The sequence below is a fragment of the Sorangium sp. So ce693 genome, from assembly GCF_051521375.1.
GTDB classification, from domain to species: domain Bacteria; phylum Myxococcota_A; class Polyangia; order Polyangiales; family Polyangiaceae; genus Sorangium; species Sorangium atrum.
In genome coordinates this window covers 4,353,543-4,379,553 of record NZ_CP150347.1, presented here as the reverse complement: position 1 = coordinate 4,379,553, position 26,011 = coordinate 4,353,543, and the positions used below count along the sequence as shown (strand labels likewise).

The 26,011-nt window shown below is 71.7% G+C and carries 20 protein-coding genes; 11 read left to right on the top strand and 9 right to left on the bottom strand.

Annotated features, from left to right (window positions below; all coding sequences use genetic code 11):
* Nucleotides 1-44 precede the first annotated feature (44 nt).
* The 8 genes from ftsY (at nt 45) to WMF14_RS16640 (ending at nt 9,696) form a co-directional block, all read left to right on the top strand.
* Entirely contained in the window at nt 45-1,397 is a 1,353-nt protein-coding gene (gene ftsY, locus WMF14_RS16675; RefSeq protein ID WP_437802098.1) for a signal recognition particle-docking protein FtsY, read from the top strand.
* Nucleotides 1,398-1,842: 445 nt separating this feature from the next.
* Nucleotides 1,843-2,751: an outer membrane beta-barrel domain-containing protein gene (locus WMF14_RS16670; protein WP_272098126.1), complete on the top strand. Its 909-nt coding sequence runs from the start codon at nt 1,843-1,845 to the stop codon at nt 2,749-2,751.
* 139 nt (nt 2,752-2,890) lie between these two features.
* Entirely contained in the window at nt 2,891-3,703 is an 813-nt protein-coding gene (locus WMF14_RS16665; protein WP_272098125.1) for a hypothetical protein, read from the top strand.
* 272 nt (nt 3,704-3,975) lie between these two features.
* A complete protein-coding gene (locus WMF14_RS16660) occupies nt 3,976-4,737 on the top strand; it encodes a HEAT repeat domain-containing protein (RefSeq protein WP_272098124.1) in 762 nt (253 codons plus the stop codon).
* 314 nt (nt 4,738-5,051) lie between these two features.
* Nucleotides 5,052-6,656, top strand: a complete 1,605-nt coding sequence (locus tag WMF14_RS16655; RefSeq protein ID WP_437802095.1) for a hypothetical protein — start codon at nt 5,052-5,054, stop codon at nt 6,654-6,656.
* An 11-nt stretch (nt 6,657-6,667) separates the two neighbouring features.
* Complete coding sequence (locus WMF14_RS16650; protein ID WP_437802093.1) at nt 6,668-8,116, top strand: cytochrome c3 family protein; 1,449 nt, start codon at nt 6,668-6,670, stop codon at nt 8,114-8,116.
* Between the two features lie 108 nt (nt 8,117-8,224).
* The gene (locus tag WMF14_RS16645; RefSeq protein WP_044964942.1) at nt 8,225-8,479 is read left to right on the top strand and encodes a hypothetical protein; all 255 of its coding nucleotides are present in this window, start codon (nt 8,225-8,227) and stop codon (nt 8,477-8,479) included.
* A gap of 77 nt (nt 8,480-8,556) precedes the next feature.
* Nucleotides 8,557-9,696, top strand: coding sequence for a hypothetical protein (locus WMF14_RS16640; protein WP_437802091.1), 1,140 nt, complete (start codon nt 8,557-8,559; stop codon nt 9,694-9,696).
* Nucleotides 9,697-9,712: 16 nt separating this feature from the next.
* Here the strand turns inward: WMF14_RS16640 and WMF14_RS16635 are convergent, their stop codons facing one another.
* Complete coding sequence (locus tag WMF14_RS16635) at nt 9,713-10,609, bottom strand: diguanylate cyclase (RefSeq protein ID WP_437802089.1); 897 nt, start codon at nt 10,607-10,609, stop codon at nt 9,713-9,715.
* 77 nt (nt 10,610-10,686) lie between these two features.
* Between WMF14_RS16635 and WMF14_RS16630 the strand changes: the two genes are divergently transcribed.
* Both WMF14_RS16630 and WMF14_RS16625 read left to right on the top strand, forming a co-directional pair.
* The gene (locus WMF14_RS16630) at nt 10,687-11,445 is read left to right on the top strand and encodes a DUF3105 domain-containing protein (protein WP_437802087.1); all 759 of its coding nucleotides are present in this window, start codon (nt 10,687-10,689) and stop codon (nt 11,443-11,445) included.
* 41 nt (nt 11,446-11,486) lie between these two features.
* On the top strand, nt 11,487-15,992 hold the full coding sequence (locus WMF14_RS16625) for a sigma 54-interacting transcriptional regulator (protein WP_437802085.1): 4,506 nt from the start codon (nt 11,487-11,489) through the stop codon (nt 15,990-15,992).
* A 16-nt stretch (nt 15,993-16,008) separates the two neighbouring features.
* On the opposite strand, the gene WMF14_RS16620 is transcribed toward WMF14_RS16625, so the two are convergent.
* The 7 genes from WMF14_RS16620 to WMF14_RS16590 all read right to left on the bottom strand — a co-directional run bounded on the left by WMF14_RS16620 (nt 16,009) and on the right by WMF14_RS16590 (nt 23,967).
* Nucleotides 16,009-16,743 (bottom strand): SCO family protein, encoded by a 735-nt coding sequence (locus tag WMF14_RS16620; RefSeq protein WP_437802083.1) that lies wholly within the window; start codon nt 16,741-16,743, stop codon nt 16,009-16,011.
* 52 nt (nt 16,744-16,795) lie between these two features.
* A complete protein-coding gene (gene cyoE / locus WMF14_RS16615) occupies nt 16,796-17,797 on the bottom strand; it encodes a heme o synthase (RefSeq protein WP_437331126.1) in 1,002 nt (333 codons plus the stop codon).
* A 361-nt stretch (nt 17,798-18,158) separates the two neighbouring features.
* A complete protein-coding gene (locus WMF14_RS16610) occupies nt 18,159-19,040 on the bottom strand; it encodes a carboxypeptidase regulatory-like domain-containing protein (RefSeq protein ID WP_437802081.1) in 882 nt (293 codons plus the stop codon).
* 199 nt (nt 19,041-19,239) lie between these two features.
* Entirely contained in the window at nt 19,240-20,457 is a 1,218-nt protein-coding gene (locus WMF14_RS16605) for a hypothetical protein (protein ID WP_437802079.1), read from the bottom strand.
* 20 nt (nt 20,458-20,477) lie between these two features.
* On the bottom strand, nt 20,478-20,981 hold the full coding sequence (locus WMF14_RS16600) for a T3SS (YopN, CesT) and YbjN peptide-binding chaperone 1 (RefSeq protein WP_272098114.1): 504 nt from the start codon (nt 20,979-20,981) through the stop codon (nt 20,478-20,480).
* A 44-nt stretch (nt 20,982-21,025) separates the two neighbouring features.
* Nucleotides 21,026-22,789: a hypothetical protein gene (locus WMF14_RS16595; RefSeq protein WP_437802077.1), complete on the bottom strand. Its 1,764-nt coding sequence runs from the start codon at nt 22,787-22,789 to the stop codon at nt 21,026-21,028.
* Between the two features lie 332 nt (nt 22,790-23,121).
* Complete coding sequence (locus WMF14_RS16590; RefSeq protein ID WP_272098112.1) at nt 23,122-23,967, bottom strand: SDR family NAD(P)-dependent oxidoreductase; 846 nt, start codon at nt 23,965-23,967, stop codon at nt 23,122-23,124.
* Between the two features lie 287 nt (nt 23,968-24,254).
* On the opposite strand from WMF14_RS16590, the gene WMF14_RS16585 reads away from it, so the two are divergent.
* Nucleotides 24,255-25,040, top strand: coding sequence for a J domain-containing protein (locus tag WMF14_RS16585; RefSeq protein WP_272098111.1), 786 nt, complete (start codon nt 24,255-24,257; stop codon nt 25,038-25,040).
* 4 nt (nt 25,041-25,044) lie between these two features.
* On the opposite strand, the gene WMF14_RS16580 is transcribed toward WMF14_RS16585, so the two are convergent.
* On the bottom strand, nt 25,045-25,779 hold the full coding sequence (locus tag WMF14_RS16580) for an OAM dimerization domain-containing protein (protein ID WP_272098110.1): 735 nt from the start codon (nt 25,777-25,779) through the stop codon (nt 25,045-25,047).
* Nucleotides 25,780-26,011 lie beyond the last annotated feature (232 nt).

The following is a 26,011-nucleotide window of genomic DNA, read 5'->3' as shown; positions in this document are numbered from 1 at the left end:
GGGTGCGTCCCATATAGTCGGCTCCCTCGCCGGAGAACGCCAACGTGGAAATCGCCCTAATTATCGTCGGCCTCGTCGTGGTGGCGGCGATCGTCTACTTCGTCACGAAGAAGGCGCCGCCACCGGAGATCGCAGCGCCCCCCGAACCGAAGAAGCTCCAGGAGAAGGCGAAGCAGCCCTCCGAGAAGCCGGCGGACAAGCCGACCGAGAAGCCGCGTGCCCCGAAGAAGCCTCCGGCGGAGGAAGCTCCTCCCGCGAAGGCGAAGGAGCCCGCGCCGCAGGAGGAGCCGCCCGCGGTGGTGCCCGCGCCCGTCGCGCCGCCGGCCGCCATCGAGCCGGCGGCGCCGGAGCCCGCGGTCGCGGAGGCGCCCGTCGCGCCCGCGATCGAGGCGCCGGCCGCCAAGCCCGCCGCCAGGCCGGCGCGGGAGACCGCGCCTCCGGCCGCGCGCAAGCGAGACATCGAGGGGCTCCGCAAAGGCCTCACGAAGGTGCGGGAGAGCGAGGGCTTCTTCGGCCGGCTCAAGGCGCTGTTCGCCGGCAAGAAGGAGATCGATCCCAACGTCGTCGAGCAGATCGAAGAGGTGCTGCTCACCTCGGACGTCGGCGTGAAGACGACAGAGCTCCTCCTCGACGAGATCCGATCGGCGCTCAGCAGGAACGAGCTCGCCGACACCGACAAGGTCTGGGACGCGCTGCGGGAGCACGCGAAGCGGATCCTGCGCGTCGGCGCCGGCGGCGGGCTGCCGCTGAAGGCGCAGCCCACCGTGGTGATGGTGGTCGGCGTGAACGGCGTGGGAAAGACGACCACGATCGGCAAGCTCGCGACGCAGCTCAAGGCCGAAGGCCGGACGGTGGTGCTCGCCGCGGGCGACACGTTCCGGGCGGCGGCGGTGCAGCAGCTCAACGTCTGGGGCAAGCGCGTCGGCTGCGAGGTCGTGCGTGGCAAGGACGGCGCGAACCCCGGCGCGGTGATCTTCGACGCGATCCAGAAGGCGAAGGACACCGGCGCCGACGTGGTGCTCGCCGACACCGCCGGCAGGCTGCACACGAAGACGAACCTCATGGAGGAGCTGTCCCGGGTCGCGCGCACCATGAACAAGGCGCTCGAGGGCGCGCCTCACGAGACGCTGCTCGTGCTCGACGCCACGAACGGCCAGAACGCCATGCAACAGGCCGCGCTCTTCAAGGAGGCGCTGCCCATCACCGGCATCGTGCTGACGAAGCTCGACGGCACCGCCAAGGGCGGCGTCATCCTCGGCATCTGCGCCGAGCATGGGCTGCCCGTCCGGTACGTCGGCATCGGCGAGCGCGCGGAAGACCTCCGCGAGTTCGAGCCCGACGAGTTCGTCGAGGCGATGCTCGGCCGCGCCAGCGGCTCCGAAGACGCGGCCGCCTGACGCGCGCCCCGCGGCGTGAGCGCCGGCGGCGCTCGATCTCTCCTCACCACCCAATCGCGCGGCTCGACACCGGTCCAACCAACGGGCGATGGCTCCGATGTCTCAGCACGCCGCGCCTCTGCCGCTGAACCCGTCAGGCGTCACGATCGTCGCGCCCTCGGCGCAAGCACACCGGCGATCCGAGCCCGCGGTGATTGTGCAGCGAGTCTGCCGCTCGCCGCGAATCCACCCGGCGCGCCCCCTCTGCGACGCCGCCGGTCGTCCGTGGCAAAAGGATTTGGTTGTTGATCCTTTTATTTTCGGCGTGATATAGTCCGTCGGGCTTGGCGGTTGACCGAATTATTTAATGAATTCGAGTAGTTAGGAAGCTGTACTACCTGGGCGATCGATCGCGATCGCTCGCATCGCACGGACTTTGGAAGGGATGGCGATGAACCAGGCTCGCGTGGGGCTTCTCGTTGCGGCTGCGCTCGTCGCGGTGCCGCTTACGGCGTCGGCTCAGCCAAAAGGGCAACCCAAGGAAATCAACCTCGACGAGCCAGAGACTCCTGCCGAGGGCACGGAGCCGGTGGAGGCGCCCGCGGCCCCGACCGATGGCGGCGAGGAAACGGGGCTTGGGGACATCTGTAAGATCGACCCGACGGCGTGTCCCACGATCAATTTGGAGAAGGAGGCCGCGAAGGATCTCAAGAACGAGACCTACGCGGTGCAGCAGATCTACGCGCTGCGCTACCACCGCTTCGAGGTGAACCCGTACTTCGGGCTGACGATGAACGACCAGTTCGTCGGCCACAACGGGCCGGGGCTCGCGGTCAACTGGTACCTCACCAACGTCCTCGCGATCGGGGTCAACGGCAACTGGTACGGTGCGCTCAACACGCCGTCGGACTTCAACTTCCAGACGAGCAGGGCGGCGCGTATCGGCGAGCCGATCACCGAGTATCAGTGGAACGCGAATGCGAACTTCACGTACGTCCCCGCGTACGGCAAGTTCGCCGGGTTCAGCGACTTCATCTTCCACTACGACTTCTTCGTACTGGGCGGTGTCGGCGCGATCTCGACGAGGCCCATGGCCGTCGTCGATCCCGACAACCGCACCTTCGACTGGAAGCCGAAGCTCTCCTTCCACGTCGGCGGTGGCCTCCGCATCTTCTTCAACCGCTGGTTTGCGGCGATGTTCGAGGTCAGCGACTACATCTTCTTCGACGAGCTCGAGAACCCCAGCGTCGCGGCGAACCCTCAGGACAAGAGCACCTGGCTCGCCGAGGGGAAGAGCTTCACCAACAACGTACAGGCGCAGGTCGGGCTGTCGGTCTTCCTGCCGTTCTCCTGGGAATACCGGCTGCCGAAGTGAAGACTTTGGACGTGGGGACGCGCAGACGCCGAGCGCGAGACATAGGATGATTCAGCCAAAGACGGGGACAGGCATGATGCGTCGATTCGTCCAAAGCCTCTGCACTGTGGTGGCAGGGCTTACCGGCTGTGCACTTCTGATGACGGCTGCGCCCGCGGAGGCGCAGGAGATTCAGCTCACGGGCCCTCTGGCCGGCGCACCGGCCGTGCGGCAGCTCCGGCTCCACCGTGCCGGGCGGTTCGAGGTGGCTCCAGGCGCATCGTTCACGCTGCTGGACGAGTACCGGCGGACGATCATGCCGGGCCTGCGGCTCACCTACCACTTCACGGACTGGCTCGGCTTCGGCGCCTGGGGCGGGTACGGGTTTCAGTACAACGCCGGGCTGACGGACGAGCTCCAGCGCGTCGCGATCGACGGGCGTAACTGCGATGCCCAGCCGTTCACGAAGGCGTGCCAGCTGACCAGGGTCAACCTGACCAAGGGCGATCTGACGAAGGATCAGCTCGGGCAGATCCAGTGGGTCGCAGCGCCCCAGGTCACGGTCGTTCCCTTCCGTGGAAAGCTGGCGCTGTTCGCCGAGCTCTTCGTTGACACCGACGTGAGCTTCTTCGCTGGAGCCGCGGCGATCGGCGTGAAGGAGCGCAAGGAGTGCGGCACGACCAACCAGAACGCCTGCGCGGAGACCTTCGGACTCGAGAGCCGCATGGCCTTCGCACCGACGTTCGGCCTCGGCTGGAACTTCTACCCGTCGGACTTCATCGGCTTCGGCGCGGAGTGGCGCGCCCTGCCGTTCGCATGGAATACTTCGGGCTTCGACAACCACGGGCTCGGAACGGACGAGGCGTTCCCCGACCGCAAGGTGGACGACAAGGACCGCGAATTCCACTTCACGAGCATGGTCACCGTGAGCCTGAGTATTCAGTTCCCCACCGGCATCAAGACGACGGAGTAGACGGCTGCGCCGGCTCGCGGTGACCGAGCCGGTTCGCCCGGGGTAGCTCAGGCGGGAAGCACCCTCTGCCGCGAGCCACTCTAGCGGGGCGCGGATTCATGTGATACGGGCTCAGCCGCTAGGCAGGCGCGTGAGGCGGGCGAGAGCACGCTGCAGCGAGCCGAACGACGCGGATGAGCCCGTAGCGCACGAAGATGCGCCCCGCTATAGATCCGGTGACGATCGCCGGGTAGCTCGGACCGGGCGGCGGGGACAGCCACCAGAGGTCAGCGTTGGGTATTTTCGATTTTCTCCGCAAAAGCAATCCCCCTGCCGGGGGCGTCCCCTCCGACAAGAAGGTGGCCGGGCCTGCGAAGGTCGTCGCGGACAAGCGCGCTCAGACGTACGACCGCCTCGACGCCATCCAGTCGCTCGCCGCGATGAAGAGCGCGGATGCGGCGGCGGCGCTCCTCAGGCGCTTCACGTTCTCGATCGACCCCTCCATCACGGATCAAGAGGAGAAGGATCTGGCTTTCCGGGGGATCGTCGATGCGGGCAAGGACGCGGTGCCGGCCGTTGTCGAGTTCTGCATCAAGGCCGAGGCGCTCACCTGGCCGCTCAAGATCCTGCGGGCGCTGCTCGACGACGCCGAGTACCGGACCGAGCTCGTCCAGCTGCTCGACCGCTTCGACACGGAGTATGCGCGCAACGTCGAGCCGAAGCAGCAGCTCATCATGGCGCTGGGCGACATCAAGGGCGACGACGTGCGGGTGGCGGTCGAGCGGTTCCTCGACGACGTCAACGAGACGGTCAGGTTCCACGCCGTGCAGACCATCTTCTCCCAGGGCGATGAGGCGAGCGTGCCAGCGCTGGTGAAGATGCTCGCGACCGAGGAGTCGGTCCGGGTGAAGAACAAGGTCGCCGAGGGGCTGATGACCCGGGGCTGGACGGTGCCGGCCGAGCTGCGGAGCAGCGCGAGCCAGGCGCTCCAGGACTCGAATGGCTTCAGCGTGGGCTCGGACGGCAAGCTCCGGAAGGGCGCTGGGTACAGCTGACCCGGCGCGCATCGTGACAAGCCCGTTCGTCCTGCGATCGGGTTGACAGCATCACCGCGTGTGGACGAAACTCCACGCCATGCTTGTTCAGCCCTCGGCGGCAGCTGAGAGCGAAGCCGCGCAGACCGGCCCGCACAAGACGAAAGTGAGCGCCATCCGTGATTGAGCATCTCTCATGGATGGCGGAGCTTCCGTCGCGACGTCGTCCGCGGCACGCCAGCGACGCACGCCCTGGCACGCTCGTGGGGAGCGCCCGTCGCGTCCCCCTCTGTCGCCTCCCCCTCCGCCGCCTCCCCCTGTCACGCGCGCTGGCCGTGGCGTGCTTGCTGCCTTGCGCGCTCGTCCCGCGCAGCGCAGCCGCAGCCGACTTCGAGGTCGAGTCGACGACCGGCGTCCAGGCCTACGAGGTCGCGAGCCCCTGGGGCGACACGAACATCGAACGGCGGCGGCTCCTTCAGACGCTGGGGCTCGCCGTCTACAACCTCCAGGGCGACTCTGCCCCAGGCGAGGCCGACTACTCGGCGACCGTGCGGCTCCGGCTCGACGCGGACTTCGGGATCAATGGCCACCTCGACGGCGCGCAGCGGGGCGGCGAGACCGACTACAGCATCGATGGCGGCTCGCGCTACATCCCGGGGCTGCGCGAGGCGCCCATCGATCTGATGTATGCGTACGTCGAAGGGCGGAACGTCGCCAGCGGGTGGCTCGGCTTCCGGGTCGGCCGTCAGTATGTGAGCGACGTGCTCGGGTGGTGGTCGTTCGACGGCGCGCTCCTCCGGGTGACGACACCGTACTACGTTCAACTCGAGGCGTACGGCGGGCTCGAGCAGCGCGGCGGCCTGCCGCTCTCCACATCGCGCTTCGAGCAGCAGGGGATCTGGCGCGGCAGCCACCGGGGATTCGGCGATGACCGGACTCAGCCCGGGAGTGCAGCCGATTTCCCGTCGTATCAGGCGTCCGATCTGGCCCCAGCGTTCGGCGTCGCGCTCGAGAGCGCGGGTCCGAGCTTCGTCCACGGTCGCCTGACCTACCGCCGCGTTTACAACCTGGGGACCTCTGTCACCCAGCAGTTCCCGGATCCGGGCGGAGGCGTCCGGACGTCCGATGCGTCGCGCATCTCGCAGGATCGGCTCGGGTACGCCGCCAACATCAACAAGCCGGATCTCGGCGGCCTCAAGGGCGGAGTGACCTACGACTTCTACAACCAGCTCGTCGGCTCGTTTTACGGCGGCCTGGAGGTGTACGCCGGGAGCCGCGTCACGCTGGGGGCGGACGTCGACTACTTCGTTCCGACGTTCGACGCTGACTCGATCTGGAACTGGTTCACCCACGATCCCATCACCACGATCACCGGACGGGCGGCGGTGGACGTCACCCGCGAGATCGATGTCGCGGCCTGGGGCGGCACGCGGATGTGGATCGCCGAAGGCAACCCGGAGGAGTTCGGCGCCGGCCAGTGTGAGGCGGTGAATCGACCAGGCTGCGTCGGCGCGACGTCGCTCGATCCGAATGACGGCGCGCTCCGCGACTACGCGCGCGACGAGAAGAACCGCGCCGCGACGATCTCGACCGATGTGCTCGCGAACCTCGCGGGACGCTACCGCACGCGCACGACGTCGGTCGAGCTCCGCGGGATGCTGCAGACGGGGGAGCGTGGGCGCCGGACGGGGGCCGATCTCTCTGGAGAGAAGCGGCTGAGCGGGCAACGCTACGCGCTCGGAGCGCGGATGTCGCTGTACAACTGGGAGGATCCGCTCAGGCCGGACCGGGGTGCGACGTCGTTCGGATATGTCCTCGGGGCCGGGTATCGGCCGGGCGAGGTCGCGGATTTCAAGATCGAGTGGGAGCACGACATGAACCGGCTGGTGGGCCAGCGCTTCCGGGTCGTCGGCCTCATGAACCTGCGGGTGGCGCCGTGAGCGAGGATCGCATGGACGCAAGACAGGACGGCCGGCGCCGCGCTCGGCGAGACGAGGCGAGGGTCGTCCCTGGGTGGGTCGCGATCGTCGCGTGCCTGGGCGCGCTGGCGCTCGCGATCGTGGGCCCCGAGGCGGCTGCCCAGCCGAAGCCGCCGGCGGCAGCAGGCGACGACAGCGCCGAGGCGGCCGATGGCGACGCGGACGAAGGCGACGCCGAGGGAGAGGCGCCTGCGAAGGCGCCGCACGGCGGGTACACGTCGGGCCTCCACCCGATGCCCGCCGACGCGGAGGTGCCCCTGGCGTGGATGCCTCCCGGGACGAGCGCGACCCCGGTCCCGAGCGACGAGATCTATCCCCCGCAGACGCTGACGATCCGCTTCAACCACAAGAAGCACGTCAAGGGGCTCAAGCAGACGTGCAAGTCGTGCCACGGCGCGGCCTACACGAGCGGCGCGGTGACGGACCGGCTGCTGCCGAAGCCGAGCGAGACGTGCGACAACTGTCATGATGTCGATCACTCCGACCTCACCCAGGTGAAGGCGGGGACGAACGAGAACGGACAGTGTGCGTACTGCCATATCGGGGAGAACGCTGGCAGCGACGGAAAGGTGGCGCCGCTCGTGCTGCCGCACGCGAACCTCCGCTTCCCTCACGCGAAGCACGTGAGCCGGAACATCAAGTGCAGCCAGTGCCACGGCCGCGTCGATCGGATCGAGCTCGCTACCCGGGACCAACTGCCGCGCATGGCCGGCTGCTTCACGTGCCACAACATGAGCGGCGCGGCCCAGGGTGAGGCGAAGAGCGACTGCGACGTCTGCCACGTGACGCGCCCCGACGGGCGGCTCGTGACGGCGTTCGCCACGGGCGATCTGCTGCCACCCGCGTGGCTGCACAACGCGGGGCACACGCCCGACTGGCTCGAGCGGCACAGGCAGATCGCCGCGAACGACAGCGCCTTCTGCGGGTCATGCCACAGCGCGAACTACTGCACCGACTGCCACGACGGGAAGATCCGTCCGCGCAACGTCCACCCGAACGACTTCCTCTCGATGCACCCGCAAGCGGCCCGGCAGGACAATCCTCGCTGCGTGAGCTGCCATCAGGAGCAGACGTTCTGTGCGGACTGTCACCGGCGGACGGGCGTGGCGCGCGACGCGCCGAGCGCAGCGCGGCCCACGGGGCGCCGCTTCCATCCCCCGCCGGCGGAGTGGACCACAGCGCCACGCGGCGCGAAGCACCACGCCTGGGAAGCAGAGCGAAACCTGAATGCGTGCGTTTCCTGCCACACCGAGCGGGACTGCGCGACCTGCCACGCGACGCGCGGGGCGTCAGGCGGGCAAGGGCTGAACCCGCACCCGCTCGGGTTCGAGAGCAAGTGCAAGACGGCGTTCTCCCGGAACCCGCGTCCGTGCCTGGTGTGCCATCAGTCGAGCGACAGGTTCGTGCAGCGGTGCCAATGAAAAGTCAAAATCCGTCAGTATATTCCTTGCCCTGGCCTTCCAGCGACGGGTATAGCGAAGTGCGCGCGGCTTCCCTAACGATCGCCGCGAACGCCAAGGAGAACGGGCGTGAAGGAGCTGATCAAGTACCTGATCGACAACCTCTATCTCGATTTCCAGGGGGAAATCACGCTGGAGACAGTGCGGGGCTTCCTCCGCGAGGACGACGGACGGGAGGCACGCCAACTTTTGTCGAAGCTCATCGAGGAGAAAGGGGTAGACGACATGCTGATCACGCTGGCCGACTGTCTCAAGGAGCACATCCAGTCCGGGGTGAACGAAAAGGTCGTCCGCGAGCAGCTCTCGCTCTACTCCGAGAGCTGAGCACGCTGGCTCGCGCGACGCGCCTCGCCCCCCTCCCCCTCTGTCTGCAGGCGGCCCTCGCGACGGCCGGCTGCGACGTGGGGGAGGCCACGCTCCAGCCGATCGACGCCCCTCCTGTCCAGCTGATCGAGGCACGCGCCACGACCAGCCTCGACCAGAATTACCAGCCCGTCCGCACCGCGCTCGATCCCGCCGGCACGACCGAGGTCCTGTCGACAGCGAGCTTCGTGCTGAAGTTCGATCGCTTCCTGCTGCCGAGCTCGGTGAGCGCCACGGTCGGCGCCGAGTCCGTGTGCGTCTCGGGCGATCTGGCCACGGTCCAGACCTACGCGGACTGCGTCAATCCGATCGCCCTCGCGCCCACGTACAACCCTGTCCAGCGGGAGGTCATCTTCCGCCAGATCGAGGGCATGCCGGGTCTGGTTCCCGGGACCCGGTATGCGCTGACCGTCTTCAAGCCGGCGGACGAGGCTGCGCCGTCCGGCATCCGCGCGTTCGACGGCGCGCCCCTCGACGGCAACACGCGCATCGAGTTCTCCGTCGCGGCGACGAACCCGCCCCAGGCGATGCCGGAGCGCCCGCCGAGCGGCGACTTCTTCTGCCAGCGAGACCTCGAGTGCGTCATGCGCACGGACGCTTGCCAGGGCGACGCTCCCGCGGATCCGACGTGCATCGCCTGCGTGAGGGGCGCCGCGTACTACCTCTTCTACGGCTGCTTCGGGTGCCACAACGGCGCGAGCGCCGCCGCCGGGCTGGACCTGAACCTGGGCACGGCGTTCAACCAGCTCGATCCGCTGCTCGAGACAGCGATCGGGCGCACCGCGCACCAGACCCAGATGGGCGAGAAGGCGCACGTGGGGGAGGCATCCCCTGCGCGCTTCGGCAGGGCCATGCCGCTCATCGACCCGGGAAACCCGGGGAACAGCTACCTGCTCTACAAGATCCTCATCGGGCAGAGCGCGGTCGACCCCTCCTTGCCCGCCGATGCGGCGGAGAAGCTCCGCCAGGAGAACGAGCGGCTGCAGGCGGCGTTCGTCGTGGGAATGCCGATGCCGCCCCCGCCTTCCAACCCCATATTCTGGTTCCACCCCCAGAACCCCCAGACGCCGGACGATCAGTACACGACGCCCTACGTGGATGGCATGGACATCCTGTCCGCGTGGATCCTCAACGGCGCCGCGCCGCGAGACTGCTCCGCCCCGGCTGCCTCGCCCTGACGGCGCTTGCGCAGCGTCACATCACGCGGTTCCGCCCGGCCTTCTTCGCATGGTAGAGCCGCTCGTCGGCGCGGCGGTAGAGCTCCATCGGCGAGACAGGCGCGTCCGGCGTGACGGCGGCGACCCCGAAGCTCGCGGTGACGGCGACCTCGCCCTCCTCGAAGCGGAACGGCGTGCGCTCCACGAGCGCGCGCAGCTTCTCGGCGACCACGCGGGCGCCGTCGAGGGCGATCTCCGGCACGAGCAGCGCGAACTCCTCCCCGCCGACGCGCGCGAGGACGTCGTCGCGGCGGACGTTCGCGGCGGCGAGCGCGGCCATCTGGCGGAGCACGGCGTCGCCCGTGAGGTGCCCGCGGGTGTCGTTGATGTTCTTGAAGTGATCGATGTCGAACATGATGAGCGCGAGGTGGCGATGGTAGCGGCAAGCCCGCGATACCTCGCGCTCCAGCGCGACCTCGAAGGAGCGCTTGTTGTGGACCTGCGTCAGACCGTCGAAGGTCATCAGCCGGTAGATCTCCTCGTGATACGAGAGCTCGACGTTCCCACCCTGGATGAACTTGAAGATCGTCCGGCCGATCTTCACCTGGTCGCCGTCCCTGAGGGCGCGCTCATCGACGGAGACGTCGTTCACGTAGGTGCCATTGGTCGAGCCGAGATCGCGGACAACGTAGCTCATCCCCGTCCAGGAGATGCGCGCATGACGCCGGCTCACCGCGTCGTCGTCGAGCGGGATATCGGTCTGTATCGCGCGCCCACACTCGATTGCCCCGGTCCCTAGCGCGATGCGGCGCCCGAGCTCGGTGCCGTAGATCACCACCAGACACGCGGTGCCAGGCGCCACCGGCAGCACCGGCGGGGCGATCGAGGTGCAGGTGACGAGCGTCTGCCGATGATCGTTCTCTTGCTTCGCCACGCTAGGGGAGCCAAGTACACCAGAGCCGACGTGCCAGGGCAACGCGCGTCGCGCGTCGGACATGGTAGGCTTCGGCCATGAAACACTGCGGTTTCGCGCAGATGTGTGTCGCTGCCACGATGGCCGCCGGGCTCGCCGCTCCTCTCAGCGGGTGTGGCACGAGCGCGCCCCCGATCGACGAGGGCGACGCCGCGCCCGCGCCGCAACAACCCGAGACCGTCACGAGCTTTCCGGAGGCTCCGCCGCTCCCGGGCGAGACCGAGTGCAAGGTCGTCGTCAGGACGGGGATCCCCGTCACGTCGGCGCAACACGTGGCCACGTGCGCGCCTGTCCAGTACACGACCAACCCGCCGAGCGGCGGAGATCACTGGGGCATCTGGGCCGAGTACAAGCGCTTCGAGTCCGAGGTCCCGCGGGAGATGTACGTCCACAACCTCGAGCACGGCGCGATCGTCCTCGCGTACCGGTGCGCCTCGTCCGGCTGCGCGGACGTGAAGGCGGCGCTCGACGAGGTGCGGGCCGAGGCCGCCTCCGATCCGAAGTGCCTCCTGGTGCCGGGGGGGCCGGAGGCGCGCCTCGTGATGACGCCCGACAGCGCGCTGGACACCCCCGTCGCAGCCGCGGCCTGGGGCGCCACGTACACCGCGACGTGCCTCGACAAGGCGTCGCTCGCGCGCTTCGTGGCGGACCACTACGGCAAGGGCCCGGAAGACACGTGCGGCGACGCGGGGGCCGTCGATATCGATCTGCCAGACGGCGGCGCGCCGAGCTGCGGCGGCGGCGGAGGCGGCGGAGGCGCGGGAGGCATGGCGGAGGGCGCTCCACCAGAGCCGTAACCGGGTTGACAGGTGGCTCGCGGCCCGGGAGCATTCTGGGCATGAGCGAGCCGTCGACCGTGACACCTCGGTTGGCAGAGCGCTTCCGGCTGCTGGACGTCGCGGGTTCCGGCGGGTCGGCCGAGGTCTGGAAGGCCGCCGATCGGGAGCGCGGCGGCATGGTGGCGCTCAAGATCGAGCCGCGCGAGCGCGGAGCGCCCGCGGCGCAGCGCGCCTCCGCGCGGCGGGTGCTCGCCCGCGAGGCGCTGCACGCGGCGCTGGCGCTCTCGCCGCGGCTGCCGGAGCTCGTCGACGTCGGCTGGCTCGCGATGCCATCTGGCGTCGCGCGCGCCGCGCGCGTCGAGGGCGCCCCCGGGGAGGAGGGGCGCGCGTTCGTCGCGATGCGCTGGGTCGAAGGGCGAGCCGTCGCCGACGCCCTGCGCGGGCTGCCCCCCGGCGAGCGCGCGGCGCTCGCGCTCGCCGCCGCGCGCGACGCGGGCGAGGCGCTCGCCGACCTGCACGGCATCGGCCTGGCGCACGGAGATCTCAAGCCGGAGAACCTGATCCTGACGCCGGAGGGGCGGGTCGCGGTGATCGACCTGGGGCTCGCGTGCTCGATCCACGAGGCCTCCGTGGACGGGGCGACGCTGCGGTACATCGCGCGCGGGGACGCGGAGCTCGGAGACGCGCGGGCGAGGGACCTGCTCGCGCTGGGGACGCTGCTCGCCGAGATCGCCTTCCCCGGCGTGGCGGACGCGGACGATCCCATCGGAGCGGCGCGGGCCGCGGTGGCCGCGGAGAGCGCGGCCGGGCCGCCGCTCGACGCCATCTGCCGGGCGCTCCTCTCGCCCTCCCCCGCGGCGCGCCCGTCGTCCGCGTGGGTCACCGAGTCGGCCCGCGCCGCGCTCGCCGGCGCGGCGCGCGCGCGGCACCCGTTCGCCGCGCCCCCCGCGGGGCGCGCCGGCCGCGACGCGGGGGCGCCCGCCGCTGAGCGCGATCGACAGGACCGCGACGCGCGCCGCGTGCGCGCCGCCTACCTGCGCCTGCGGCGACACGAGCTCGAGGCGGCGCTCGGGGTGCGCGACGACGTCGCCCCCTGGCTCGTGGACGCGTTCGCGGTGGTCGAGCGGGTGCGCGCGCTCTCCGGCGCGCCGCTCCGCGCGGGCGACGGTGCGGCGCGCGCGGGTCCGCCGCAGGGCGACGCGGCGTGGCTGGGGCGGCTCGGGCCGGACCGCGTCGCGCGGTGGCTCACCGCGCTCGCGGGGACGAGCGCGGCTGCGTGGCCGATGGGGCCCCTCGCGTCGGCGCCGGAGAGGGCGCTCGCGGACGCGCTCGTCGCGCTCGCGCGGCAGGTCCCGCCGCGCGCCTGGACGTACGCGGACGTCGAGGCGGCCGTGCTGGGAACCCCGGGGAGCGGCGCGCGGCGGCGGGCGAGCGCGGCGCCGCAGGACCGCGGAGCTGCCGAGGGCGCCGCCGAAGCACGAGCCCTCGGCGCGGCGGAGGCGGCGGCGCTGGCGCTCGCGATCGCGCGGGTGCCGCCGGATCCGCTGGCGCTCGAGGCGATCGAGCAGCGCGACGACGCGCCCGCCAGCCTGGTGGTCGCGGCGGCCAACGCGCTCCGGCTGCACGGCGACGCCGGGCGCGCGCGGAGCCTGATGCTGCGCTCGTGCGTTCGAGGCGCCACGGAGGCCGCGGCGCTCGCGGCGGAGGTGCTGCGGCGCGCCGGCGATCGCGCCCTCGCGGAGGAGAGCGCGCGCGCCGCGATCGATGCCGGCGCGGACCCGGAGGGGCGCGCGCGCGCGGTGCTCGCGCGCGCCGCGATCGACGCGGGGGCGCTGGAGGCGGCCGACGCGCTCGCCGGCGATGCGGTCACGGCGCCGCTCTGCGAGGTGCGCGCGCTGCTCGCCGTGCTGCGCGGCGACACAGCGCGGGCGCTGTCGGAGGTGGCGCGCGGCGAGGCGCTCGCGAGCTCCGTCGAGGAGCTGGCGCGGATGGCCGCCGTGCGCGGCTACGCGTGGCACGCGAGCGATCCGGAGCGCGCGCACGCGTCGTTCAGCGCCGCGGTGGACTACGCCGTCCGCGCCGGCGCGGTGGTCGAGGAGGCGACCTACCGGACCGGCGAGGCGGCGGCGGCGGTGGATCTCGGCGATCTCGACGGCGCGATCGCGACCTCGACCCGCGCGGCGCTGCTCTGGGAGCACCTCGGCCGGCCGGCGCAGGGCGCACGGGCGCTGCTCGCCTGCGCCGCCGCCTACGCCACCGCGGGCCTGGTGCACGAGACCTGCCGGACCGCCGAGGACGCCATCGCGCGGGCCCGCGACGCGGGCGACGCGAAGGCGGAGGCCTACGCGCTCTGGGCCATCGCCGACGTGGTCGCCGCGCGGGGCGACGGCGTCGCCAGCGCGGACGTCGGATCGCACGTCGACCCGCGCGCGGCGGCGGCGCGCGCGGCGGCGCTCCTCGCCGGCGGCTCCGCGGACGACACGCTCCGGGCGGCCGCGCGGCTCCTGCGCCACGGCGCAGACGAGCTCGATGGATCCCGCGTCGAGGAGCTCGACGAGCTCGCGAACGGCCCGGAGCCCGCGGCGGCCTCGCGGCTCGACTGGTGGGGCGCGCGCGCCGCGATCGCGATCGCCGCGGACGACGTCGGCGCCGCGATCGCCGCGGACGACGCGCCGCGCGGCCCGGCGGGCGCGTCGGGCGCGTCGGCGTCGCGCGGCCGCAGCGACCGCGTCCTCGCCGCGATCGCCGCGCTCGCCGGCGCCCGCGCCCCGATCGCGGCGCGCGGCCCGGCGCTGGCCGCGGCGCACGCGCTGGCCGTCAGGGCCGGGCAGACGGACGTCGCGCACCGGGTGCTCGCGGCGCTCGCCGACGCCGCCCGCGAGCTCTGCGGGCGCAACGCGGGCGCAGGCTCGGCCGGCGCCTCCGCTGCGTCGCCAGGGGCGTCGGCGCTCTCCGGCGCGGTCCGATCGCTCCCGTGGGTGGTCCGCGCGCGGGCGCTGCCGGAGAGCGGGCTTCGGCCCGAGCAGGCGCGCGATCTGGAGGCCCTCGTCGGCGCGCTCGGCGAGCGCGAGCGGCTCGCGCCGCTGCTCGACCGGGTCGTCGACGCGCTCGTGCTCTGGACGGGGGTCGAGCGGGGGCTCCTGCTCCTGCGCGCCCCGAACGGGCGCCTGGTCCCGCGGGCCGCGCGCAACCTGGCCCGCTCGAGCCTCGGCGCGGAGCAGCTCGCGCTGTCGGAGACGCTCGCGCGCCGCGCCCTGGAGGCGCGCGAGCCGGTGGTCGCGGTCGACGCGGCGGGGGAGCTGCCGAGCGTGCACCGCAGCGTGCACGCGCTGAAGCTGCGGAGCGTGCTGGCCGTCCCGCTCGTGGCGCGCGGCGAGGCGCTCGGCGTCGTCTACCTCGACGACCGCGTGCGCCGCGGCGCGTTCGGCGCGCAGGAGCTGCGGTGGGCGCGCGCCATCGCGTCGGTCGCGGCGCTGGCGATCTCCGACGCGCGCGCGCAGGTCGAGCTGCGCCGCGCCGCGCGCCGCGCGGAGCGCGCCTCGTCGCGCCTCGCCGAGGAGCTCGCGCGGCGCGAGGCGGAGCTCGACGCCGCGGCGCTCGAGCTCGCCAGGGCGCGCGGCGGCCGCGACACGCGCTACCGGTACGACGCCATCATCGGCGAGAGCGAGCCTCTGCGCGCGATGCTGCGCCTCGTCGATCGGGTGACCGCCTCCGAGGTGCCGGTGCTCGTCTGCGGCGAGTCCGGCAGCGGGAAGGAGCTCGTGGCGCGGGCCATCCACCACAACGGGCCGCGCGCCGCGCACGCGTTCGTGAGCGAGAACTGCGGCGCGATCCCCGAAGGGCTCCTCGAGTCGGCGCTCTTCGGGCACGTGCGCGGCGCGTTCACGGGCGCGGATCGCCCGCGCGCCGGGCTCTTCGAGGTGGCCGATCGGGGCACGCTGTTCCTCGACGAGATCGGCGAGATGAGCCTCGCGATGCAGACGAAGCTGCTGCGGGTCATCGAGGACGGCCTCGTGAGGCCGATCGGCTCGGAGCGGGCGCGCAAGGTCGACGTGCGCGTCATCGCCGCGACCCACCGGGATCTGGAGGCGCTCGTCCGCGCCCGCGCCTTCCGGGAGGATCTGCTCTACAGGCTGAACATCATCGCGATCCGGGTGCCGCCGCTGCGCGAGCGCGCGACGGACGTGCCGCTCATCGTCCAGCACTTCCTGGAGAAGCACAGCCGCGGCCCGGTCCGGGTCACGCGCGGGGCGATGGATCGGCTCTCGGCCTACGCGTGGCCAGGCAACGTGCGCCAGCTGGAGAACGAGGTCCGGCGGGCGCTCGTGCTTTGCGACGGGACCATCGATCGGGAGCACCTCTCGCCGGAGATCGCGCACGGCGGCAGCGCGACGCCGCGCGAGCTCGGCCTCAACGTCCGCGCGAGGATCGACGCGCTGGAGACGGAGCTCGTGCGCGACGCGCTCGAGCGCACGCGCGGGAACCAGACGCAGGCCGCCAAGCTGCTGGGCCTGTCCAGGTTCGGCCTTCAGAAGATGATCAAGCGGCTCGCCATCGAGGCGTGAGGCAGGCCCGAGCGGGTCACCTCGACTTCACGAGCGCGCCCGCGTCGCGCAGGATCGTGTCGAGCCCGTCGTCGTTCGCCTCGTAGTAGCCGCGGATCACGCCCTGCTGGTCGACCAGCACGAGGCGCTCGCCATGGAAGATGCTGAAGAGCCCAGGGCTCGACTCCTTCTTGCCCATGGCGATCTTGAAGCCGTCGAGGACCGTCGACTCTATCTGATCGAGGGGGCCTGTCAGGAGCGTCCAGCGCTCGAGCGGGAGCTGCTGCGACGCCGCGTAGGCCGCGAGCACCGCCGGGGTGTCGTTCTCCGGGTCGACGGTGAATGTCAGGAGGTGCAGCGCGTCACCGAGATCGCGGCCCCGGTGCTCGATCTCCTTCATGCGCTGCGTGAGCTTGGGACACACGGTCGGGCAGGTCGTGAAGATGAAGTCCGCGATCCACACGCGGCCCCGGAGCTGCTCCAGCCCGAACCGCGCGCCCCGCTGATCCGTGAGCTCGAAGGCGGGCAGAGGGATGCGGATCGCGGGCGTCTCCGCGGCCTGGCCGTGGAGCGCGCGCCCGGCGACCCCGATGGTGATGAGCGCCGCGAGCCCGACCAGCGCGAGGAGCCCTGCCCAGAACACGGGCGTGCCCACGAGCTTACGGCGCGGGGGCCTCCCCGCGTCGCCGCGGTCGGACGGGAGTGAGTGGCCGGTCGGCTCCGCAGGCGACAGAGCGCCGTTCGCGTGGCGCGTGGGCTCGCTTGAGACCATCCGGTGACGCTTAAGGGCCTGTCCCCTGTGAGTCAAGGCGACGAGGCGCCGCTCAGGCGCCGATCATCAGCGCAGCGAAGAGGAGCACCAGGTAAACCATGGAGGCGAAGAAGACCTGACGCGCCCAGCGAGCGCCGGTGCCCGCGCGGAGACCGTAGACGCCGAGCCCGAAGAACGCGCCGCCGAGGAGGACCGCGGCGCCGAGGTAGACAGGGCCCGCCACGCCGAGCGGGACGAACAGGACCGAGGACACCACGAGCAGCGCGAGGTAGCCGACGATGTGGCGCCGTGTCGTGAGATCGCCCTTTTCGAGCGGCAGCACCTTGAGCCCCGCGCGCTGGTACTCGTCCTGACGGAAGAGCGATATCGCGAGGAAATGCGGGATCTGCCAGAGGAACATGACGGCGAAGAGCAGGAAGCCGGGCGCGTCGATCTGCCCTGTGACGCTCGTCCACCCGAGCAGCGGCGGGATGGCGCCGGGGATCGCGCCGATCGGCAGCGAGAGCGTCGTCCGGCGCTTGAGCGGGGTATAGACGAGGACGTAGCTGAGCAGCGCCACCGCGGCGAGCACGCCCGTGGTCGCGTTCACCCCGATGAACAGCACCGGAATCGAGGCGGCAGAGAGCGCGATCCCGAACCAGAGCGCCAGCTCCGGCGAAAGCCGCCGCGCCGGCAAGGGGCGGCTCCGCGTCCGCTCCATCAGCAGATCGGTGTCGCGCTCGATGTACATGTTGAGCGCGTTGGCGCCGGACACGACGAGCACCGTCCCCAGCAACGCCAGCGCAAGCTGCGCCGGCGGCACCGCCGCGCGCTCGATCGCGGCCTCTCCCGCCAGTCCGGCGCGGAGATAACGGCTCGCCACCCACATGCCGCCGAGCATCGTCGCGGCCACCATCCTCGTGATGCGCGGCTTGGTGAGGCTCACGAGATCGGCCGCTCCCTTGAGCAGCGGGCGCGCGCTCGTGGGGACCGCACAGCCGCCGCCCTCGGACGGCTCAGCCTGGCGGACGTAAGGGACGACCGGGGCGCGCTCGGCGGCCTGCTCGACGCTCATGGTCACGCGCGCACCTCGCTGCTGTGCTCGGCGCCCACGCCGCGCGCTCGCGCGGCATTTCCGAAGATCCCTGGGCTCGGGACAGTTACACTGAAAAACGTCATCACCGGAGCGCGGGAGGCGGGAGAAAACAGCATCGGGGCCGGGAGACTAGCGCGCACAACACGTCTCGGGGAGTCGAGTTCGTCAGTTGTCGCCCGCCTCCCTTTAGGGCACGAGTCGCCTTGCGGCAACCGTCGTGGCGTGCTCAGCCGTTCTTTGCGCGTCGAGCGAGCCTGGAAAGGTCGCTCCCCCGCGCCGCTTGCCGCCAGCCGGGCGGCCCGGGGCGGGGCGACGCCTGCCGCAGCCGCTGCCATGGATCTCACCAAAGGCCCTTGAGCTCGTCCTTGTTTTCCGCCGGCTCAGGCTCGGTTCCGGCGTACGTGAACGTGACCTGGGCGGGCTTGTCGTCCGCGACCGCGACGTCGGCGGTCTTCAGGCCATAGCGGGGGTGCCACGCCTCGAGCTTGTACTTGCCGGCAGGGACCTTCTCGATGGTGAACGAGCCGTCATCCCCGCTCACGGCGAAGAACGGGTGATCCGTCACCACGACAAAGCCGCGCATCCACGGGTGGACGTCGCACGTGAGCTTGATGATGCCGTCCTTCCACGCCTTCGTGAGCGGCGCGGCGCCCCCCGGCTGCGCCTGGTTGAACAGCGTCTCAGAGCCCTTGTAGGTGTGCACGTTGTGCAGCGTCCGGTCGCTGTTCTTGATGTCGACCTGCTGCTCGGAGACCACGCCCTGGATGCGCGGCACATACATGCAGTCCTGCTGGTCGACCACCGCGTGCGCGTCGGGCGCCTTCCAGCTGCCCGGCACGCCCCCGACCGCGATGCGGACGAAGGTGTCCTTGAGCTTGCCATCATTGACGACAACAGCGTTGTAAAGGACGTCTTTGTCCTGGCAGAACGGAGCGTCCTTGCGCGCGGTGGGGACCTTCATCTCGACCGGCTTGCCGGTGAACTTGACGACCCCCTTGATGATCCCCTTGCCCTCGGGGGCCGCCGGGGCGGCCGCCTGCGCCGTGGCCTTCGGCGCTTCGGACCCCTGAGGGGCCGCGGCGGGCTTCTCGACCGAGGCCACCGGGGGTGCCGCCTTGATGGCCGTCGCGGCCGTGCCGCCGCTCGGCCTCGAGGGCTCCTCGGGGCACCCTGCGAGCGCGAGCGCGAGAGCAGAGAGCGAGGCGAGATCGCGACGATGCATGAGGACTCTCCCGCGCCCGCGGCGCGCCACGCGAGCCTGATTTGCGCCCCTCCGAGCCTGATCTGGCGTTTTCAGGGAGGGGTCGTCTGGACCGGGCGGCGACTCCCACCGCGTCTTTCTCATGGCGAGCAGCGGGTGGAATGCCGCGCGCCGTCCTTCCGCACAGCGAGGGCGTGCTTAACGAGTGTCGTCGCTCGCGTCAACCTGACGCGCCGCCGGTGATGTCCGGTTTCCCGGCGCCCGGGAGCGAGCCAGAGGTGCGCTCGCGCTCGTTCGCGAGCACGGCCGCCCAGAAGCCGCGCTCGTCGCGGGCCGCGAGCGCGACGCAGAGGGCGGCGATCACCAGCGACAGCGCGCCGAGCGGCACCTCCGGGGCGCTGCCCGCGACGAGCAGCAGCGCGAGCGCGCCGCCCAGCGCCGGCAGCCGCGGCGGGGCGACGAGCGCGAGCGCGACGATCACCACCGAGAGCGCGGCGACGAAGAGCTGTATCGAGAGCGGCACCACCGGAGCGGGGCGGGTGAGCAGCCGGTCGAGCGCGCGGCGGAAGAGCGCCTCGACCATGGATGCGTCGTCGGCGGCGCCCGCGAGCGCCGCCCGCGTGGCGAGCAGGGCCGACGCGAGCGCCACCAGCGAGAGCGGGCTCACGAGGCGCGGCCGCGGCGGCTCGGCCTCACGGGGCCGCGCCTCGCGGCCCGCGCCGAGCGCGACGGTCGCCGTGAGGACGGCCAGCGCGTCGAGCGCGAACGCGGCGGTCGCGACGGAGCTCGTCGCGCCGGCGAGCGCCTTCGAGCCGCGGTCGTTCGCCCAGACGGCCAGGAGGACGCCGGCGAGCCGCACGAGCGCAGAGGCGCCGACGAGCCCGAGCGCGGCCGCGACCGGCCGCACGAACGGGACGCGGAGCGCCTCCCACGCGCTGCCGAGCGCGAGGATCGCGGCGCTCACGCCGATGAGCGCGGCGGAGAGATCGGGCACGCGCTGCACGGTCGCGTGCAGCACGACAAGGATGACGAAGCTGCCCGCGACGATCGTGCCGATCCGCAGCGCGTACGGGACGCGGCTCCGCACGACCGCGCTGATCAGCGCCATCGCGACGACGATGGCGCCGATCGCGAAGAGCTGCGAGGCGCCGGCGCCGGCGAGCTCGATCGTGTGGACAGCGCGCTCGATGCCCACCGCCAGGCCGACCATCGCGGGCGCGAGCATGCGGCCGAGGATCATCGCGAGCAGGGCGAGGACGGCGAGCGGCCGGATCAGCGCGAGCACTGGCAGGCCGGCGAGCGGAGGTCGCCCGGCGGCGGAGGACCGGCGCTCGGGAGGCGGAGGCTCGCCGCCCTCCTCGCGATGGGGCGAGGCAGCGGCGTCCGGCGCGGCGGTGAGAGGAGGGCCTTCGGGTGGGAGATCGATGTTGAGGAGCATTGAAGATGAGCGCCCGTCGCTCAGCCCTTGTCCCAGGCGCGGGGAGCGTCGAGATCCGTGAAGACCGCGGCGGTCGCCGAGGCGTCGATCAGGTCCTGCATCCGCTGGCCGCCGGCCTCCTCGACGATGCGGTCGTCGTACTCATCCGCGAGCACGGACAGATCCCGGAGCGCGACGAGGATCTCGTCGGCGTCGAGCGTCTCACCGCCGAGGAGCGTGTGGACGATGACCACACACGAGCCCTGCGCGACGTAACCGAAGGCGCCGAAGCGGATGCGCGCGTTCAGGCGGAGCAGCTTCATCGCGAGGTCCGGCGTCATCTCGACGCCGCGGGCGAGCTGCGCGACGAGCCGCACGAGCGCGCGATCGGGCGCCCAGGGGAGGACATGAAGGTAGACGTACGCGGTCCCCTGGCGGACGACGTAGAACTGCGGCTCGACTCGGGTGAACGCCGGGGAATCCGCGAGCGCCGCCTCGATGCGCGCGTTGGTCACTCGAACGGCCTCGTCGGAATCCTTCGGCATGACGCGCAGGATACATCGCCGCGGTCCCGGTGCAGAGCCGGGACCTAACGCCCGAGCGGAAGCAGCGGACCTTGCGGCGCCGGCGCACCCTCGTCGCCCGGGACGGCGCGCGGCCCCCTGCGCACCGGCGCCGGCTCGACCGGGGCGGCGCCGGAGGGCGCCTTCAGCAGGAACGGGCGGGCGTTGCGGGTCGAGCACGCGTCGTACGGATCCCGGTGGAACTCCCAGTGCAGGTACACGTTGCCGTCCGGCGAGACGATCGCGTCCGGCGCCTTGCCGAACGGCGACGCGCGCTGCACCGAGTTCAGCGCGACGATGTCGAAGGCCGTCATCCCGCTCGGCCTCGTGACCCCGAGGCGCACGATGCTGCCGCTGTCCTTGTTCAGGACGATCTCCACGTGGGTCACCCGGTTCTGGTTGAACGCGTGCCCGGACGGCAGGCTCTCGAGCGACGCCAGGAACTCCTCCGCGAAGATCGGGTGGAGCCGGTTGTGGATCATGTTGATGTACGTCGCGAACGGCACCCGCGCGGCGTTGAGCGAGGTCTGGTTGCCGGGCTTGACCGAGGGGTCGTAGTTCTCGATCGCGGCGCGCCATTTCTTCCACTTGTCCGTCGTCTCCCACGAGCCCCGGTGCGCGCTCTTGCGGGAGGCGCCGTCCGAGGCCCGCTCCGCCCTGAGCTTCTCGTTGCCGACGGCCGCCTGCACGCCGGCCATGTCGAGGTTGAGGTTGGGCCCGCCGGGGAGCCCCGGCGCGCCGAGGCCGATCGAGCCGACGCGGACCGGGCTCTGGTAGGGCTGCGGCGTCGCCTTCTTGCCGGCCACGCGGCTCTTGCCGTCGCCGCCCGGGTTCGCCGGATTGAGGGTGTAGCCGCCGTGCGCGCCGTCGATCACCTCGGGCGACGCCGGGCCGGAGCCGCCCGCGGCGCCCCTCTCCGGCGGCGGAAGCGCGGGAGGTGCCTGCGCGACGCGAGCCCCGCCGCTCGCGCCCGGCACGCTCGGGGAGGACGCTGCCCGGGAGGCCTGCGCGGCCTGCGCCGGCGACGCCGGGCTGTGGTGCTCCGCGCTCTCGCTCCTGGGGTTCCCCTCGCCGGGCGCGTGCTTCTCGTTGCCGGCGCGCTCCTCGCTGTGGCCGCTGTGATCGTGGTCGCTGTCGCCGACCGTGTCCGTCGGCGCCTTCGGCCCTGACGGCGTCCCGGGCGTCGGCTCCGGATCGTCCTGATCCTTCGAGCGGATCTGCGCCATGGTCTCCTCGGCGACCTTGTTGGCGTCGTCCGCGATCCGGTTCGCCTCGGGGTTGTCCTCCTGGTCCTTCTGGACGTGCTGGCGGACGGCGATCCGTTGATCCGCCGGCGGCAGCGGCGGCGGCGGCGCCGGCTGGACCGGTACGATCCTGGCCGCCTTTTCCTTGGGCGGCTCGGCCTTTGGCGGCGCGGGTGGAGGCGCCTTCGCCTGGCGCGGCGGCTCAGCCTTCGGCGGCTTCCGCGGTGGGATCGTCGCCGCCTTGGTCGGCTCGGGCTTCGGCTGCTGCGGATCGGGCGCCGCGTCCTTGTCCGGCTCGCTGTCCGCCGGTCGCTCCGGCGGCGCGAGCGGGGCGGGAGGCGGCGTGAGCGCCGCGCCGTCGGTCAGGATCTCGAACGTCGTGTCGCCCGGCCGGAGGCCATCCCTCACCGCGTGGACCATCTGGCGGAGCTGGGCGCGATCCTCGATGACCTGCGCCACCTCGACCGCGCCGCCGCCGCCCGCCATGTGCGCCACGATCGCCGCGCAGATCCACAGGGCGAGCGGGATGTGGGCGTCACGTGACACGGCGCTCAACGCCTCCGCGCTGCAGAGGCCGCACCGCGCGACATGGCGCAGCCGTAACAGCAGCGAAAGACGGTCACCGGTGGCACCTCCAGACTCCGCGTGAACGACCTGCTCGAACAGTGCGCCGATGCGCCAATCGTACCCCGGAAGCGGTTCGAACCTAGCATCCAGGGATCAGCGCAGCAACGGTCGGCTCGCGCGAAGCCGCATCGTCCGCGCCGCGGGTGAGGCGCGATCCGCGGGAAGCAGCCCTGGGCGGGCGCGCCGGCGCTCCGGTCGCGCCCGCCGTCGGCCAGGCGCCCTGCGCCGTCGCGCCAGCGCCCGCGCCACGATCAGAGCTTGATGATCGCGTCCCAGTGATCCGCGATCTCCTGCGCCGTCCAGACGCCGCCCTCGTCCTTGAACTTCCCGGGGCTCTGGACGACTTTGTAAATGTACATCTGTGCACCCGCGACGGCGAGGACGTTGCCGGTCTTGTCGGCGCACAGGTCGGACGCGAGGAACAGCGCCGCAGGCGCCACGTGCGCCGGCGTGAGCGTGTCGCCCGCCGATTGGAACATGGGCAGATCCTCCGTCATGCGTGTCTTGGCGATGGGCGCGATCGCGTTGACGGTGATCCGTTGCTTCTGCAGCTCGATCGCGGCGGTGCGGGTGAGCCCGTAGATGCCGGCCTTGGCAGCCGCGTAGTTGGCCTGCCCGAAGTTGCCGATCATCCCCGAGACGCTCGTGGTGTTGACGATCCGCCCTCCCCCGCCCTGCGCGACCATCTGCTTCGCGGCGGCCTGCGTGCAAAGGAACGTCCCCTTCAGGTGAACGGCGATGACGGCGTCCCACATGCCCTCATCCATCTTGAGGAGCGTCTTGTCGCGGACGATTCCCGCGTTGTTCACCAGGATGTCGACCCGGCCGAACGCATCGACGGCGGTCTTCACGATCTTCGCCGCGCCCTCGGGGGTCGCCACGCTGTCGAAGCTCGGCACGGCCTGCCCGCCCGCGGCCTTGATCTCCTCCGAGACCTGCGCCGCCATCGCGTCGCTCGAGCCCGCCCCGTCGCGCGTCCCGCCGAGATCGTTGACGACGACCTTCGCGCCCTCGCGGGCGAAGAGCAGCGCTTCCTCGCGGCCGATCCCGCCGCCGGCTCCCGTGATGATCGCGACCTTTCCGTCGAGCAAGCCCATCGCAGATTCCTCCTGATCCGCGCGCCGGCGCGGTGCGCCGTGCCGTTTTCGCGCGGAGCTTCGCACGGCGGGCCTCGGCCCGGGCACACATTCGTGCGCGCAGGGGCACGCAATCGAGCAAAGGCCACGCGACGGCCGAGCGAAGGCCACGCAATGGCCGAGCGATGGCCGAGCGACGGTGACGGTGCGCGCGAGCGGGCCCGTCCGGCGAGGGAGACGTCCGCGCTCCCGAGCGGCTGCGCCGCTTCTTTGGCCGATCGAGCGCGGCAGTGATAACGCCGCCTTCGATGCAACTGCCCAGCCGCCTTTCCACGTCGACCCTGGGAGACCTGCTCGGCGCGCTGCACCGCGAGAAGACCACCGGGCTCCTGGAGCTCTGCGAGCTCCGGACGCCGAGCGGCTCGACGGTGCCGGGCCGCCAGCACCGGATCCAGCTCTTCTCCGGCCTCGTGACGGCCGTCGAGACGCCGCTCCGCGTGCCCCGCCTCGGCGAGATCCTCGCGAAGGAGGGCTCCGCACCCGAGCCGTCGATCCAGCGGCTCGCCGCGCTCGTCGCCGCGCACCGGGGGCGCCGGACCGGCGAGGTGCTCGTGGCGGCGGGGCTCATCCCGGCGAGCGCGGTCGACCGCGCGCTCCGGATCCAGCTCCGAGAGCGCCTCGAGGCGCTGTTCAGCATCGAGGAGGCGACCATCTGCTTCCACACGGCGAGGCCCCTCGCCGGGTCGCTGCGGCAGACCGGCCCGCTCTCTCCGAGCGATTTCCTCCACGGCCGCCCGCGCGCGCGGGATCGGCAGCGGCGCGGCTCGTCGGCGCGCGCCGCGCACGGCGGGCCGGCGAGCGCGCCGCCGCGGAGCGCTCCGCCGCGCGCCGCTCGCGCGGACGAGCCGCGCCGCCGGGCGCTCGAGGCGCTGGGCCTGCGCGAGGGCGCGACCGAGGCCGACATCCGCCGCGCCTTCCGCCGCCTGGCCGCGTCGCTGCACCCCGACCGCGCCGCGGCGCAGGCCGGCGACGGCGCCCAGCGCACCGCGCGGTTCGCCGAGCTCTCGGCCGCCTACCACCTGCTCGTCGCCTGACCGCCTACGCCCGGCCCACGAGGCGCTCGATCAGGAACGACGCCACGGTGATCGGCTTCGTGCCCGGGCCGAACCCGGCGTCGAAGCCGAGCTCGACGGCCAGGTTGTGATCGATGCGCGGGCCGCCGAGCAGCAGGATCACCTTGTCCCGGAAGCCCTGGCGCGTCGCCAGCTCGACGAGCGCCGCCGCGTTCTCCTTGTGGCAGTTGCGCTGGGTGATCACCTGCGAGACCAGGATCGCGTCCGCGCCGAGCGCCTTGGCCTTCTCGCAGAGCTCGGCGTTCTCGACCTGGGCGCCCAGGTTGTGGGCGTCGAAGCACTTGAAGCTCTCGAGCCCCTTCTCGCCGGCGAACCCCTTGTAGTTCAGGATCGCGTCGATGCCGACCGTGTGCGCGTCGCTGCCGGTGCACGCCCCGACGACCACGATCTTGCGGCCGAGCTTCTTCGCCTGCGCCTCGATGTCGTCCCGCGTGAGCGGCTGTGCGGCGAGCTCCTCGACCTCGATGTCCGAGAGGTCGACGCCGTGCTGGGAGTGCCCGTAAACGACGAAATACGTGTGCTCCCGGCTGGCTTGCTCCATCGCCGTGACCAGCGGCTCGCGCAGGCCGTGCGACTCGGCAAAGCGCTTCGCCGCCTCGCGCGCGCGGTCGCCCGGCAGGACGCGGAGCGTGAACGACATCTGGACCATCCCGTCCCCCTCTCGGTCGCCATACGCACGCAGGATGTTTCGCAGTGTCATGCTCACCTCTGTCTACAGCGGTGGGCCAGAAGAGCCCATCCATCGTTGACAGTAGCGCCATGCGGCGTCGCGCGGCCAGCGCGATCGAGAGGGAGAGAGCGCGCTTCTTCCATGCTTCCATGCTTCCATGCTTCCATGCTTCCACGCTTCAGCCATGCTTCGGCGCACGGAAGATGCCAAGTCAGGAAGAATGTCGTCCGGCGCGCTGACGCTCCGGCCCTGTCGGAGAGTT

What these genes read in the sequence shown, in the direction of transcription:
- WMF14_RS16620 (WP_437802083.1), bottom strand. Translation starts at nt 16,743, where the DNA reads ATGGTCTCAAGCGAGCCCACGCGCCACGCGAACGGCGCTCTGTCGCCT.
- WMF14_RS16630 (WP_437802087.1), top strand. Translation starts at nt 10,687, where the DNA reads ATGAAACACTGCGGTTTCGCGCAGATGTGTGTCGCTGCCACGATGGCC.
- WMF14_RS16605 (WP_437802079.1), bottom strand. Translation starts at nt 20,457, where the DNA reads ATGCTCCTCAACATCGATCTCCCACCCGAAGGCCCTCCTCTCACCGCC.
- WMF14_RS16650 (WP_437802093.1), top strand. Translation starts at nt 6,668, where the DNA reads ATGGACGCAAGACAGGACGGCCGGCGCCGCGCTCGGCGAGACGAGGCG.
- cyoE (WP_437331126.1), bottom strand. Translation starts at nt 17,797, where the DNA reads ATGAGCGTCGAGCAGGCCGCCGAGCGCGCCCCGGTCGTCCCTTACGTC.
- WMF14_RS16665 (WP_272098125.1), top strand. Translation starts at nt 2,891, where the DNA reads ATGACGGCTGCGCCCGCGGAGGCGCAGGAGATTCAGCTCACGGGCCCT.
- WMF14_RS16610 (WP_437802081.1), bottom strand. Translation starts at nt 19,040, where the DNA reads ATGCATCGTCGCGATCTCGCCTCGCTCTCTGCTCTCGCGCTCGCGCTC.
- WMF14_RS16580 (WP_272098110.1), bottom strand. Translation starts at nt 25,779, where the DNA reads ATGACACTGCGAAACATCCTGCGTGCGTATGGCGACCGAGAGGGGGAC.
- WMF14_RS16625 (WP_437802085.1), top strand. Translation starts at nt 11,487, where the DNA reads ATGAGCGAGCCGTCGACCGTGACACCTCGGTTGGCAGAGCGCTTCCGG.
- WMF14_RS16585 (WP_272098111.1), top strand. Translation starts at nt 24,255, where the DNA reads ATGCAACTGCCCAGCCGCCTTTCCACGTCGACCCTGGGAGACCTGCTC.
- WMF14_RS16590 (WP_272098112.1), bottom strand. Translation starts at nt 23,967, where the DNA reads ATGGGCTTGCTCGACGGAAAGGTCGCGATCATCACGGGAGCCGGCGGC.
- WMF14_RS16600 (WP_272098114.1), bottom strand. Translation starts at nt 20,981, where the DNA reads ATGCCGAAGGATTCCGACGAGGCCGTTCGAGTGACCAACGCGCGCATC.